This is a genomic window from Pseudomonas sp. ADAK13, from assembly GCF_012935715.1.
In the GTDB taxonomy this organism is placed as follows: Bacteria; Pseudomonadota; Gammaproteobacteria; order Pseudomonadales; family Pseudomonadaceae; genus Aquipseudomonas.
Genome location: NZ_CP052860.1, coordinates 7,210,017 through 7,225,962 on the forward strand (window position 1 = coordinate 7,210,017; position 15,946 = coordinate 7,225,962).

Sequence of the window (15,946 nt, forward strand, 5' to 3'; positions counted from 1 at the left end):
CGCATATTTACGCAGCCGATGGCGACGAGACCGAACATGAACCCACTGAATCAACTCCCCGACGACGACCTGCTGGCTTTGTTGATGGCCGACGACGTCGGTTCAGAGCATTCCATCAAGGCTCACACCCATCGCGGCCCCACGCCCCTGTCCTTCGCCCAGCAACGCCTGTGGTTCCTGCAACAGCTGGCGCCCGACAGCAGCGCCTACAACCAGCCCAACGCCCTGCGCCTGCGCGGCCCGTTGAATACACCCGCGCTGGGCACTGCCTTGCAACAGATCATCGACCGGCACGATGTGCTGAAAACCGCATTCCAAACCATCGACGATGAACCCCGGCAAGTGGTGGACACACAAGCCCGGATCCACCTGCAGGAAGAGGACCTGTCGGGCCTGGCGCCCGAATCACGTAGCGCCGCCGTGGCGGATCGCCTTGCCACCGAGGCCGGTACACCGTTTGACCTGGACCGTGCCCCGCTGATTCGCGCCACCCTGATCACACTCGAGCACGACGACCATATCCTGCTGTTGAACATGCACCACATCGTCTCGGACGCCTGGTCCAATCCGATCCTGATGCACGACCTGACACAGGCCTACCAACGCGCCTGCCTGGGCGATACCTCCCCGTTGGCGCGGCCTTCCATCCAGTACGCCGACTACGCACACTGGCAGCGCGAAGAATACCCGCACACCCCCGTGCACCAGCGTGCTGACGACTATTGGGCGGATTACCTGGGACACGAGATTCCCACGCTGAACCTGCCCACCGACCTGCCCCGCTGTGCCGAGCAACAGCACCGCGCCGGCAATCTTCACCTGCCATTGCCCCAAGCCCTGTGCCAACAGCTACAGGATTTCTGCCAGCAACAGGACTTGACGCCGTTTATCGTGCTGCTGGGTGCCTGGCAATTGCTGCTCAGCCGCTACAGCGGTCAGCAGGATTTCACCGTCGGCGTTCCGAATGCCAGCCGCAATCAGAGCGAGACCCAGGACCTGGTGGGGTTCTTCGTCAGCAGCCAGATCTACCGCACGCAACTCACCGACAGCCTCACCACAGGTGAGTTTCTCCAGGCACTGCGCCAGCAATCCCGGGCGGCCATGGAACATGCCGACTACCCGATTGAACTGATCATCGAGCGTCTGCAACTGCAACGCAGCACCCAGGCCAATCCGCTGTTCCAGACCCTGTTCAACTGGCGTGTGAGCCAGGACCAGCCAGGTGCGCTGAAGCTCGGTGAGCTGACTCTGGAGTTGCTGCCGGTGGCGCAACATGAGGCCAAGTTCGACCTGTCGATGGACGTGGACTACTCGCCACGGCACATCACGGCGAACATCGAATACAGCACCGCGCTGTTCAGCCTGGCAACGATTGAACGCCTGGGCCAGCATTGGCTGAGTTTGTTGCAGAGTCTCATGCAAGGCCCACAGCAGCGGCTGGCCGAACTGGCCATGCTGGACCGCGCCGAGCAGCAACAGATTGTTAGCGCATGGAACAACACCCGCACCCAGTACCCGCTGGACCACAGCGTGCAACAGTTGATCGAGGCCCAGGTGGCCGCCACGCCGGAGGCACCAGCCCTGGTCTTTGGCGAACATCAACTGAGCTATCGCCAGCTCAACCAGCACGCCAACCAGCTCGCCCACAAACTGATCGAACTGGGCGTCGGCCCGGATGGGCTGGTGGGCATTGCCACCGAACGCAGCCTGGAAATGGTCATCGGCCTGCTGGCCGTGCTCAAGGCCGGGGGCGCCTACGTACCGCTGGACCCGGAATACCCGCAGGACCGCCTGAGCTACATGATTGAAGACAGCGGCATTGGCCTGCTGTTGACCCAGCAGCACCTGCTTGCGCAGTTGCCGATTCCGGCTACGCTGCCGACGTTGGCGCTGGATCAACTGGACGTCAGCGGTTATGCCGAGGTCAATCCTGAGGTTGCCGTCGAGGGCGAAAACCTCGCCTACGTCATCTACACCTCCGGCTCCACCGGTAAGCCCAAAGGCGCCGGCAACCGCCATTCGGCGCTGACCAACCGCCTGTGCTGGATGCAACAGGCCTACGCATTGACCGATGCCGATACCGTGCTGCAAAAAACCCCGTTCAGCTTCGACGTGTCGGTGTGGGAGTTTTTCTGGCCGCTGATGACCGGTGCTCGTCTGGCCGTCGCCGGGCCTGGCGACCATCGCGATCCGGCCACACTGGTGAGCCTGATCCAGCGCTACCAGGTCAGCACCCTGCACTTCGTGCCGTCGATGCTGCAGGTGTTTTTGCTGGATGAAAACGTTGCCCGATGCACCAGCCTTACGCGCATCGTCTGCAGCGGCGAAGCCCTGCCCGTGGACGCGCAACAACAGGTATTCGCCAAGCTGCCGAACGCCGGCCTGTTCAACCTCTACGGCCCCACCGAGGCCGCCATCGACGTGACCCACTGGACCTGCCGCGAAGAAGGCAAGGCCAGCGTGCCGATCGGCCAGCCGATCGCCAACCTCACCACCTACATCCTCGATGCCGAACTGCAGCCGGTACCGGCCGGGGTCATCGGCGAGTTGTACCTGGGCGGCGAAGGCCTGGCCCGGGGTTACCACCGCCGCCCGGCCCTCACCGCCGAGCGCTTCATGACCAGCCCGTTTGGTGACGGCCAACGTCTGTATCGCACCGGCGACCTGGCCAGTTATCGCACCGATGGCGTGATCGAATACCGCGGCCGTATCGACCACCAGGTAAAAATCCGCGGCCTGCGCATCGAGCTGGGGGAAATCGAAACCCGCCTGATGGAACTGGACTGCGTGCGCGAAGCCGTGGTGATCGCCGCTGATGGGCAGTTGGTCGCCTATGCAGTGCCGACCGAAGCCCGTGACGCCGGTGAACTGCGCAGCGAAATCAGGCAACGCCTGGGCGAACACTTGCCTGATTACATGGTGCCCGCCCAACTGATCTTCCTCGATCAATTGCCCCTGAGCCCGAACGGCAAACTGGACCGCAAGGCCCTGCCAAAACCCGATGCAAGCCTGCTGCAAAAAGCCTACGTGGCACCACAAAGCCCGTTGGAGCAGCAAATCGCAGCGATCTGGCAAGACGTGCTCAAGCGCGAAACCGTCGGCCTGCACGACGACTTCTTTGAGCTGGGCGGCCATTCACTACTGGCCACCCAGGTCGTCTCCCGGGTACGTCATGCCCTCAACACCAATGTGCCCCTGCGCAACCTGTTCGAGAGCAGCACCTTACAGGCGTTCGTCGCTACCCTGGAGCAGCAACCGGCCCGCCAAGAGCCGCCGTTGGTAAGGGTCGAGCGTGATCAGCCGCTGCGGTTGTCCTACGCTCAGGAACGCCAGTGGTTCCTCTGGCAACTGGATCCCCAGAGCACCGCTTATCACATCCCGGCGGCCTTGCGCCTGCGGGGCAACCTGGACACACAGGCGCTGCAACGCTGCTTTGACCGGCTGATTGCCCGCCATGAAAGCCTGCGCACCTCGTTCATCCAGGACGGCGATCGCACCCTGCAACGAATTGCCACTCACACCCACCTGGCAATCACCGTCGAGTCGCGGCCGGGGGCCGACGAGCAGGCGATCCAGGCGTGTGTCGAACACGAAATCCAGCAGTTGTTCGATCTGCAGCACGGCCCGTTGTTACGGGTCAAACTGCTGAAACTGGCGGATGACGATCACGTCCTGATCATCACCCAGCACCATATCGTCTCCGACGGCTGGTCGATCAACGTGATGATCCAGGAGTTGATTGCCCTATACACAGGCTTCAGCCAGCAACAGGACGTCAGCCTGCCAGACCTGCCCGTGCAGTACGCCGACTATGGCGTGTGGCAACGCCAGTGGATGGAAGCCGGGGAGCGCGAGCGCCAACTGACCTACTGGACGGGGCAATTGGGCGATGAGCACACAGTACTGGAACTGCCCACCGACCACACTCGGCCGTCCGAGCAAAGCTATCGTGGGGCCCAGCTGGAACTGGCGTTGGGCAGCGAGCTGAATCAGTCACTCAAACAATTGGCCCAGCAGCAAGGCGTGACGCTGTTCATGCTGTTGCTGGCCTCGTTCCAGACCCTGTTGCATCGCTACAGCGGGCAAACCGATATCCGTGTCGGCGTGCCGATTGCCAACCGCAACCGCGTGGAAACCGAAGGGCTGATCGGATTTTTCGTCAACACCCAGGTGCTGCGCGCAGAGCTCAACAGCCAGTCCCGGTTTGTCGAGGTGCTGCAACAGGTCAAGCATCATGCCTTGCATGCCCAGGCCCACCAGGACCTGCCCTTCGAACAACTGGTGGAGGCGCTGCAACCGGAACGCAGCCTCAGCCATAGCCCGCTGTTCCAGGTGATGTACAACCATGCCAGCGTGCAGCCTCAAAACAGCGTCACACTTCCCGGCCTGAGCCTTGAAGTACTGGAAGGCACGCTGCCCAGCACTCAGTTCGACCTCTCCCTGGATACCACCGAGTCTGCCGATGGGCTGCTTGCAACCCTCACCTATGCCATCGACCTGTTTGAAGCCCGGACCATCCAGCGCCTCGCCGGGCATTGGCAAAACCTGCTGCAGTCCATCGTTCGCAATCCGCAGCAACGCCTGGGTGAACTGGAGATGCTGGGCCGTGAAGAACGGCACCTGATGCTCCATGACTGGAGTAGCGCCCGCCTTGATTACCCGAGCGAACAGCGGGTCCATCAGCTGTTTGAAGCCCAGGTCGCGAAGCAACCTTGCGCACCGGCCTTGCTCTTCGAAGACCGCCAGTTGAGCTACGCCGAACTCAATACCCGGGCCAATCGCCTGGCCCGGCATCTGGTGAGCCTGGGCGTCGGCCCCGACGTGCTGGTGGGGATCGCCGTGGAGCGCGGCCTGGACATGATCATCGGCCTATTGGCGGTGCTCAAGGCCGGCGGCGGTTATGTGCCGCTGGACCCGGAATACCCCCAGGATCGCCTGCTGTGCATGGTCGAAGACAGCGGCACCCGGCTGATACTGACCCAGAGCCATTTACGTGAACGACTGGCGATTCCCGCCTATGTCGAACACCTGTGCCTGGACCACGAGCAGGCCTGGATCGACCTGGACGACAGCAACCTGCTCAACCGCGCCCACGCCGAGAACCTCGCGTATGTGATGTTCACCTCGGGCTCCACCGGGCGGCCAAAAGGCGTGGGCATCAACCAGTCTTCGCTGACTCGGCATGCCTATGTGTCCCTGGAGTTTTTCAATCTCAACGGTGCCGACCGCATCCTGCAGTTCTCCACTTTCAACTTCGACGGCTTCGTCGAGCAGCTTTACCCGGCGCTGATCTGTGGCGCCTCGGTGGTGCTGCGCGGCACCGAGATCTGGGACACCGAGACCTTCTACCGCGAACTGATCCGGCACCAGATCAGCGTGGTCGACCTGACCACCGCCTACTGGAACCTGCTGGCCAAGGACTTCGCCGTGGCCGGCCCGCGGGATTACGGGCGCCTCAAGCAAGTGCATGCCGGCGGTGAAGCCATGCCGCCCGAAGGCCTTGCCGCGTGGGGCCAGGCTGGCCTTGGCCACGTCAAGTTGCTCAACACCTACGGCCCCACCGAAGCCACCGTCACCGTCACCGCGCTCGACTGCACCGACTACGTGACCGGCGCACGCCCCACGCCGTTGACCATGCCCATCGGCAAGGTCTTGGCCGGGCGCAGCATCTACCTGCTGGACGACAGCGGCGCCCCGGCCCCGATAGGTGTGGTGGGTGAACTGGTGATCGGCGGCGAGTTGCTGGCCCGTGGGTATTTCAATCGCCCGGACCTGACCGCCGAACGCTTCATGCCCGATCCGTTCAGCCAAAGTGGCGGCCGGCTGTACCGCACCGGCGACCTGGCGCGCTACAACGCTGACGGGGTGATCGAGTACGTGGGGCGGATCGACCATCAGGTGAAGATTCGCGGTTTCCGCATCGAACTGGGGGAAATCGAGGCCCGGTTGCTGGAGCAGGACGCGGTGCGAGACGCCATTGTCCTCGCGCAACCGGCAGCCAGTGGTTTGCAACTGGTGGGTTACGTGGTGCCCCACGCCAGCGCCGTGCCGCAAGCGCAGTTGCGCCAATCGATCAAGGCTGCCTTGGCGGTGGTGCTGCCGGACTACATGGTGCCGGGTTTCCTGATGTTCCTCGATGTGCTGCCCCTGAGCCCGAATGGCAAGCTGGACCGCAAGGCCCTGCCCAAACCGGATGCCAGCCAACAGCAAAACCACTATGTGGCGCCGCGGACGGCGCTGGAAATCCAGGTCGCCGGGATCTGGCAAAGCGTGCTCAACCTTGAGCAGGTAGGCCTTACGGATGACTTTTTCGCCCTGGGCGGCCACTCGCTGCTGGCGACCCAGATTATCTCCAGGGTGCGCCAGGCCCTGAGCCTTGACGTCGCACTGCGCAGCCTGTTCGAACGCAGCGTGCTCGGTGATTTCGTTGCAGGCCTGGAAGGCCGCTCCCGGCAGCATGAGCGGCCCCTGGTGCCCGTCGAACGCAATCAACCGCTGCCCCTGTCCTACGCACAGGAGCGCCAGTGGTTCCTCTGGCAACTGGACCCGCACAGCGCCGCCTACCACCTTCCAGCCGCCCTGCGCCTCAAGGGCAAGCTGGATGTGGCGGCGCTGGAGCAAGCCTTCAACCAACTGATCGCCCGCCACGAGGCCCTGCGTACGACTTTCGTGGTGGACAACGAACAACCCCGGCAAGTCATCGGCGCCCAGGCGCCCAGGCCCCTTGTGGTTGAGACCCTGAACGGCACGCCGGACGATGCCACGATCAAGGCCTTTGTGGAGCACGAAACCCGGCAACTGTTCGACCTGCAACAGGGCCCACTGCTGCGGGTCAGGCTGCTGCGCCTGGCAAACGATGAGCATGTGCTGGTGCTCACCCAGCACCATATCGTCTCCGATGGCTGGTCGGTGCAGTTGATGGTTGAAGAACTGATCACCCTGTACAGCGCCGCCCAGGCCGGGCAGCCTCACTCGCTGGCACCCTTGCCGATCCAGTACGCCGACTATGCCGTATGGCAACGGCAATGGATGCAAGCCGGCGAGCGCGAACGCCAGTTGGCGTACTGGACCAGCCAATTGGCCGGCGCAAACAGCGTATTGGAGTTGCCGACAGATCGCCCGCGCCCGGCTGAACAAAGCTACCGTGGTGCCCACTTGCCACTCACCCTGGCGCCTGGCCTGGGCGACGCGGTGCAACAGTTGGCCCATAGCCTCGGTATTACGCCCTTCATGCTGTTGCTGGCGTCATTCCAGATCCTGTTGCATCGCTACAGCGGCCAACACGATATCCGCGTCGGCGTGCCGATTGCCAACCGCAACCGGGTCGAAACCGAGGGGCTGATCGGCTTCTTCGTCAACACTCAAATCATGAAGTCCGAGTTCAGCGCGCAACTGCGGGTCGAAGATCTGCTGCAACAGGTCAAGCAACATGCACTGGATGCCCAGGCGCATCAGGACCTGCCGTTCGAACAACTGGTGGAGGCGTTGCAACCGGAGCGCAGCCTCAGCCATAACCCGCTGTTCCAAGTGATGTTCAACCACCAGAGTGCCGACAAACGCAGCGCTACCGAAGGCCAATCACTGCCTTCGGCGCTGCAGGTCGAGGGGTTGGACTGGGAAGGCAATACCTCGCAATTTGACCTGACCCTCAGCACCATCGAATCGGCCGAAGGCCTGGGCGCAACCCTGACCTACGCCACCGACCTGTTCAACGCCGCCACCATTGAGCGCCTCGGTCGGCATTGGCAACAACTGCTGCAAAGCCTTCTTGAGAAACCACACCAGCGGGTTGCAGACCTGCCGATGCTGGACCGCGCCGAGCAGCAACAGATCGTCAGCGCATGGAACAACACCCGCACCCAGTACCCGCTGGACCACAGCGTGCAACAGTTGATCGAGGCCCAGGTGGCCGCCACGCCGGAGGCACCAGCCCTGGTCTTTGGCGAACATCAACTGAGCTATCGCCAGCTCAACCAGCACGCCAACCAGCTCGCCCACAAACTGATCGAACTGGGCGTCGGCCCGGATGGGCTGGTGGGCATTGCCACCGAACGCAGCCTGGAAATGGTCATCGGCCTGCTGGCCGTGCTCAAGGCCGGGGGCGCCTACGTACCGCTGGACCCGGAATACCCGCAGGACCGCCTGAGCTACATGATTGAAGACAGCGGCATTGGCCTGCTGTTGACCCAGCAGCACCTGCTTGCGCAGTTGCCGATTCCGGCTACGCTGCCGACGTTGGCGCTGGATCAACTGGACGTCAGCGGTTATGCCGAGGTCAATCCTGAGGTTGCCGTCGAGGGCGAAAACCTCGCCTACGTCATCTACACCTCCGGCTCCACCGGTAAGCCCAAAGGCGCCGGCAACCGCCATTCGGCGCTGACCAACCGCCTGTGCTGGATGCAACAGGCCTACGCATTGACCGATGCCGATACCGTGCTGCAAAAAACCCCGTTCAGCTTCGACGTGTCGGTGTGGGAGTTTTTCTGGCCGCTGATGACCGGTGCTCGTCTGGCCGTCGCCGGGCCTGGCGACCATCGCGATCCGGCCACACTGGTGAGCCTGATCCAGCGCTACCAGGTCAGCACCCTGCACTTCGTGCCGTCGATGCTGCAGGTGTTTTTGCTGGATGAAAACGTTGCCCGATGCACCTGTCTTACGCGCATCGTCTGCAGCGGCGAAGCCCTGCCCGTGGACGCGCAACAACAGGTATTCGCCAAGCTGCCGAACGCCGGCCTGTTCAACCTCTACGGCCCCACCGAGGCCGCCATCGACGTGACCCACTGGACCTGCCGCGAAGAAGGCAAGGCCAGCGTGCCGATCGGCCAGCCGATCGCCAACCTCACCACCTACATCCTCGATGCCGAACTGCAGCCGGTACCGGCCGGGGTCATCGGCGAGTTGTACCTGGGCGGCGAAGGCCTGGCCCGGGGTTACCACCGCCGCCCGGCCCTCACCGCCGAGCGCTTCATGACCAGCCCGTTTGGTGACGGCCAACGTCTGTATCGCACCGGCGACCTGGCCAGTTATCGCACCGACGGCGTGATCGAATACCGTGGCCGTATCGACCACCAGGTAAAAATCCGCGGCCTGCGCATCGAGCTGGGGGAAATCGAAACCCGCCTGATGGAACTGGACTGCGTGCGCGAAGCCGTGGTGATCGCGGCTGATGGGCAGTTGGTCGCCTATGCAGTGCCGACCGAAGCCCGTGACGCCGGTGAACTGCGCAGCGAAATCAGGCAACGCCTGGGCGAACACTTGCCTGATTACATGGTGCCCGCCCAACTGACCTTCCTCGATCAATTGCCCCTGAGCCCGAACGGCAAACTGGACCGCAAGGCCCTGCCAAAACCCGATGCAAGCCTGCTGCAAAAAGCTTACGTGGCACCACAAAGCCCGTTGGAGCAACAAATCGCAGCGATCTGGCAAGACGTGCTGAAACTGGAACGCGTCGGCCTGAGCGACAACTTCTTCGAGCTGGGCGGTGACTCGATCATCTCTATCCAGGTGGTCAGCCGCGCCCGCCAGCAAGGCATCGCGTTTACGCCCAAGGAGCTGTTCCAGCACCAGACCGTGCAGGGCCTGGCCAGCGTGGCCCGTAGCGGCGCGAATGCCCAAGTGATCGACCAGGGCCCCGCCACCGGAACCCTGCCGTTGCTGCCGACTCATCAGGTGTTTTTTGAAACTGCGATCCCTGAGCGCCATCACTGGAACCAGTCGGTACTGCTCAAACCTGCACAACCGCTCATGGCCGATGCGCTGCAGCAGGCGTTGCACGCAGTGATTGAGCATCACGACGCCCTGCGCTTGAGCTTCGAACAGCGAGCCGGTGACTGGAGCGCACATTACCGGCCGCTGGGCGACTGGCAGTTGCAACAGGTTGAAGCCACCGCCGAGCAACTGTCGGACCTGTGTGATAAGGCCCAGGGCAGCCTCGACCTGCAACAAGGCCCGCTGATCCGCGCGCTGTTGGTCCACCTGGCCGATGGCACTCAGCGCCTGCTGCTGGTGATCCACCACCTGGCGGTGGATGGCGTGTCCTGGCGGATTCTCTTTGAAGACCTGCAAAACGCTTATCAACAGGTGAGCAACCAGCAGCCGGTGCAACTGCCGGCACGCACCAGTTCGGTCAAGGCCTGGGCCGAGCGCCTGCAACACCGCGCCAGCGGCAACCAGGACGAACTCAGCTACTGGCAGGATCAACTGCGCGACGCCATGGTCGACCTGCCATGCGAGCGCCCGAATGGCAGCCTGGACAATCGCCACAGCCACACGCTGCATACCCACCTTGATGCCCGGCAGACACGACACTTGCTGCAGCAGGCGCCGAAGGCATATCGCACGCAGATCAACGACTTGCTGCTGACCGCCCTGGCGCGCGTCATCAGCCGCTGGACCGGCACCCCACATTGCCTGATCGAGCTCGAAGGCCATGGTCGCGAAGACCTGTTCGACGACGTCGACCTGACCCGCACGGTGGGGTGGTTCACCAGCCTGTTCCCGGTCAAGCTGGTGCCGGCGGTGAGCCTTGGCGACTCGATCAAACAGATCAAGGAGCAACTGCGGGCAATCCCCGATAAAGGCCTGGGTTATGGCGCCCTGCGCTACCTAGGCGCACCGCAGGTCCGGGCCAGTCTCGCCGCACTGCCAACCCCACGGATCACGTTCAACTACCTGGGTCAGTTCGATGCCAGCTTCGATACCGAACAGGGCTCGTTGTTGGCACCTGCCACCGAAGGCAGTGGCCGCGAGCAGGCATTGGACGCGCCACTGGGCAACTGGCTGAGCCTCAATGGCCAGGTGTATGGCGACGAGCTGACCCTGGGTTGGCAATTCAGCCGCGAGATGTTCGACGAGGCGACCATCGCCCAACTGGCCGATGACCTCAAGCAAGAACTGCTGGCGCTGATCGAGCATTGCTGCGACGACGCCAACATGGGCGTGACGCCGTCCGACTTCCCGCTGGCGCGTATCAGCCAGGCGCAACTGGACCGCTTGCCGGTACCATTACCCCAACTGGAAGACCTCTACCCGTTGTCGGCGATGCAACAGGGCATGCTGTTTCACACACTGGAAGCGCCGGAAAGCGCGCTGTACGTGAACCAGATGGCCGTCTCGGTCAGCGGCCTGGACGTTGCACGCTTCACCGCGGCCTGGAATGCCGTGATCGAGCGCCATGAAATCCTGCGCACCGGGTTCTGGGCCGACAATCAGTTGGCCGAACCGCTGCAAGTGGTGTATCGCGCAGCGACCATGCCCGTCGAAGTACTCAACTGGCAGCAGCGCGAGGTCACCGCGCACGACCTGGAGGCTCTCGCGAGTCAGGATTGCGCCCGTGGTTTCGAACTGCTGCGTGCACCCCTCACGCGCCTGACCCTGGTACACCTCGCCCCCCAGACCCACTACCTGATCTGGACCAGCCACCACATTCTTATGGACGGCTGGTCCAACTCGCGGCTGCTGGGCGAAGTCTTTGCGATCTACAACGGCCAGGCCGCACCGGCCAAGCGCGGGCATTACCGCGACTACATCCGCTGGCTGCAGGAACAGTCCCAAGCGGTACTGGAGCAGTTCTGGAAGACCAAGCTCCAGGATTTGAGTGGTACCTCGTCCCTGGCCAACAGCCTGTCGCCCAAACCGTCGATGGAACTGGAAGGCCACGCGGCGCTGTATCTGAATTGGGATGCCGCGCAAACCGCTCACTTGCGCGAGCAGGCCCAACGCCTGCGTGTCACCCCCAACACGCTGATCCAGGCCACCTGGCTTTTGCTGTTGCAGCGCTACACCGGCCAGGACACCGTGTGCTTCGGCGCCACCGTCGCCGGTCGCCCGTCCAGCCTGCCAGGCGCCGAGGACATGCTCGGGCTGTTTATCAACACCTTGCCCATCATCCAGACCCCACAACCGCAAATGCCCGTCGCCCAATGGCTGCAAGCGCTGCAAGCCTACAACCTGGAAGTGCGCGACCACGAGCATGCGTCCCTGGCCGACGTACAACGCTGGTCAGGCCAGGGCGGCCAGCCGCTGTTTGACAGCATTCTGGTGTTTGAAAACTACCCGGTTGACGAACGCCTGCAGGAAGCCGGGCAGGAACGCCTGAGCTTCGGCGAAGTCAGCAGTCGCGATGTCACCAACTTTGCGATGGACCTGGCAATCAACCTCGGCGACACCCTGAAGATCGAGTTCCTGTACCTGCGCAACCGCTTCACCGAAGCGGCCACCGCACACGTTCGCCGCAGCTTTGAAACCCTGCTGCTGGAACTGCTGGACAACAGCCAGACGAACGTCGGTAACCTCACGATGCTGGCCGACACCGAGCAGCAACTGTTGCAGCAACGCAACGTACTGAGCCCCGGCACGGCACCGCGCGCCCACCTGGCACAGGTGATCCGCCAGCACGCACTGCAGCGTCCTGACGCAGTGGCGGTGGTGTGCGACGGTATCGAGTTGAGCTACGGCGAGCTGGATGCCCGTGCCAACCGCCTGGCGCATTACCTCATGGCCCAGGGCATCGGCCCGGAAATGTTCGTCGGCGTCGCCCTCGAGCGCTCCGTCGACGTCATCGTCGCCTTCTACGCCGTGATGAAAACCGGCGCCGCCTACGTGCCACTGGACATTGATTACCCGCAAGACCGCGTGCAGTGGATCGTCGAAGACTCTGCCATGAGCGCGCTGATCAGCCAGCACTCACTGCGCTCGCGCTTCGACAGCCTCGGCGTGGCAACGCTGATCGAACTGGATCGCCTGCCGCTGTCGAACTGGCCGGCGAGTTGCCCGGTGCGGGAGGTGCACGACGATAACCTGGCCTACCTGATCTACACCTCCGGCTCCACCGGTAAACCCAAGGGCGTGGCTGTGGCGCACGGGCAAATCCGCATGCATTGCCAGGCGATTGCCGAACGTTACGAGATGGACGCCAGCACACGTGAATTGCTGTTCATGTCCTTCGCCTTCGATGGCGCCCAGGAACGCTGGCTGTCGACCCTGCAAAGCGGCGGGTGCCTGGTGGTGCGTGGCAACCCTCTATGGACCCCGGAAGAAACCTGGCAGGCGCTGCACGCCCACAGCATCAGCATCGCCTGCTTCCCGCCGGCGTATCTGCAGCAGTTGGCCGAGTATGGCGACAGCCAAAACGACGCACCGCCGCCCGTGCGTATCTACTGCTTTGGCGGTGATGCGGTGGCCGAGGCCAACTTCGAATTGGTCAAACGCGTGCTCAAGCCGCAGTTCCTGACCAACGGATACGGCCCTACCGAAACCGTCGTCACCCCGTTGCTGTGGAAAGTGAGTGTGGATCAAAGCTGCGCGGCGGTGTACGCGCCGATCGGCACACGCATCGGTGAACGCACGCTGTATGTGCTGGACGAACACCTCAACCCGGTGCCCGATGGCGTGGCGGGCGAGTTGTACATTGGCGGCGAAGGCGTTGCCCGTGGCTATCACCAGCGACCCGGCCTGAGCGCCGAGCGGTTTGTGGCCGATCCGTTCGCGGCCAACGGCACACGCCTGTATCGCACCGGCGACCTGGTACGCCAACGTCCCGACGGCGTCATCGACTATCTAGGTCGCCTGGACAACCAGGTGAAGATCCGCGGCTTCCGTATCGAACTGGGGGAAATCGAATCGCGCTTGCGCGAAGTCACCGACGTACAGGACGCCGTGGTCGTCGCCCGCGACACCACCGGCGGCAAGCAACTGATCGGTTACGTGGTGGCCGAGGCTTCGGCCGGCCTGGGCGAGCGCCTGCGTGCGGCCTTGCAGGTGGAATTGCCTGACTACATGGTGCCGGCGCAAATCCTCGTGCTCCCGGCCTTCCCGCTCAACCCCAACGGCAAGCTGGACCGCCACGCCTTGCCCGACCCGGACTTCAAGGGCCGTGCCTACGTTGCGCCGCGCAATCCGCTGGAAGCGCAACTGGCGGCGATCTGGCAGGAGGTGCTGGACCTGGAGACTGTGGGCGTCACCGACAACTTCTTCGAACTGGGCGGCGACTCGCTGCGCATTCTCAAGGTGCTGTCCAAGGTACGCAGCCAGCCGGATATCGGCATCGAACTGAAACTGCGGGACATGATCGGCAAGCCGACCATCGCCGAGCTGTCCGGGTTTGCCGAAGACGACGCACGTCTTAATCCGCTGCTGTTGCTTAACAGCGAAACGGCTCATCACTCACCGCTCTTCTGCCTGCATGCAGGGTTCGGCACAGTGTTCGACTATGAACCCCTGGCCCGTCGCCTGGATGGACAGCGCAGTGTCTACGGCCTGCAGTGTCGGATGTTGCTCGACCGCCAGTGGGACGATGAGTCCCTGGCGTCCATGGCCATCGATTACAGCCAGTACATCCGCCAGCAGCAAGCCAGCGGCCCGTATCACCTGATGGGCTGGTCGCTGGGTGGAACGCTCGCGGTGCTGGTGGCCCAGGAGCTGGAAAGCCAGGGCCAGCGCGTGGCGTTTCTCGGCCTGGTGGACAGTTTTATCCCCACCGGCGAGGACGTTTTGAGCGATGACTGGAGTGAAGACTTGCGCGGGTTCCTGGCGGTGCTGTTCGGCCTGCCGGCCGAGAGCCTGCCCACCTTTGAGGTCAAGGCGACAACAGGAAGCACGGTCCTTGAGCACCTGATCGAGCAGGTCCAGACGGGCGCAGCCGCGCAATCGGTGTACGCCGGGATCAGTCCTGAGGAACTGGCCCACACCTTCCAGGTGGCGATGAAACTCAAGGCGTTGTCGCAGCAGATAAGCGGTTTGCCACCAACCCGCGCGCAGGCCGATTGCTGGTGGGCCCGGCAGACGCCCGACCTGCCCGCATCGAACCTGGCCTGCGCCCGGAGCAACGAACAGATCCCGGCCGGCCACTACGACATCCTCAACCATCCGGACCTGCTGCACCGGCTGTTGCAGCACCTGGCGCTGCAACCCGTCGCCAGTTGAAACCGTCGCCGCCCCTGATGGTCAGGGGCGGCGCTTCACCCTATTTCGCAAGGAACATGCAATGCCCCTGGACCCTGATCTCGAAGGCTTTCTGGAACTGGCACAGATGGGTCGCCTGACCGGCAAAAGCCAACCCATGCACGCGCTGAGTGTTGAACAGGCACGACGGGAGTTCGAGCAGACCTCGGCGATTCTCGACCCCAGCCCGCCGGGTTCGGTGGCGGTCACTGCGCTGACGGTCACCGCCCGCGATGGCCGTGCATTGCCCGCCCGCCTCTACCGGGCGCCGGGCACGGCGCAACTGCCGGTGATTGTGTATTTCCACGGCGGCGGCTATGTCGTGGGCAGCCTCGACTCCCACGATTCCATCTGCCGCAGGCTCGCGGCCAGCGGTCAGTACGCGGTGTTCGCCCCCACTTACCGCCTGGCGCCAGAGGCGCGCTTCCCAATAGCCGTGAACGACACGCTCGACGCTGCCAACTGGCTGGCCGAACAAGCCGGCAACCTGCAACTGGACAACCGCCGGATGGCCCTGGCGGGTGACAGTGTGGGCGCGACGCTGGCGACGGTATTGGCGATCACCGCAGTGAAGGCACCGCAACAACTGGCGTTCAAACCCTGGGCCCAGTTGCTGTTTTACCCGGTCACCGATACCTCGCGGCAACGGGATTCCCACAGGCAATATGCCGAGGACTACCTGCTGGAAACCGCCACGCTGAAATGGTTCTACCAACACTATTGCCCGGACGCCCAACAGCGCCTCGACTGGCGGGTCTCGCCGCTGCTGGCCGAAGGGCTGACAGCACTGGCACCGGCCTATATCAGCCTGGCCCAGTACGACCCGCTGTATGACGAAGGGCAGGCCTATGCCCGGTTGCTGGCAGCGAGCGGCACCGCCGTCAGCCTGCATGTGCAGCCGGGGCTGACCCATGACTTCTTGCGCATGAACGGGATCACAACCGCCGTTGCCGGTATTTATGAGGAGGTTTTGAGCTGGTTGGGGGAACAGCGCTGAGTACCGCCT

General features: G+C 63.3%; 2 protein-coding genes. Both read left to right on the forward strand.

The features are described 5' to 3' along the window. Positions 1–36 precede the first annotated feature (36 nt). Entirely contained in the window at positions 37–14,922 is a 14,886-nt protein-coding gene (locus HKK54_RS33205) for a non-ribosomal peptide synthase/polyketide synthase (RefSeq protein WP_169389193.1), read from the forward strand. A 61-nt stretch (positions 14,923–14,983) separates the two neighbouring features. Continuing rightward, a complete protein-coding gene (locus HKK54_RS33210; RefSeq protein WP_169389194.1) occupies positions 14,984–15,937 on the forward strand; it encodes an alpha/beta hydrolase in 954 nt (317 codons plus the stop codon). Positions 15,938–15,946 lie beyond the last annotated feature (9 nt).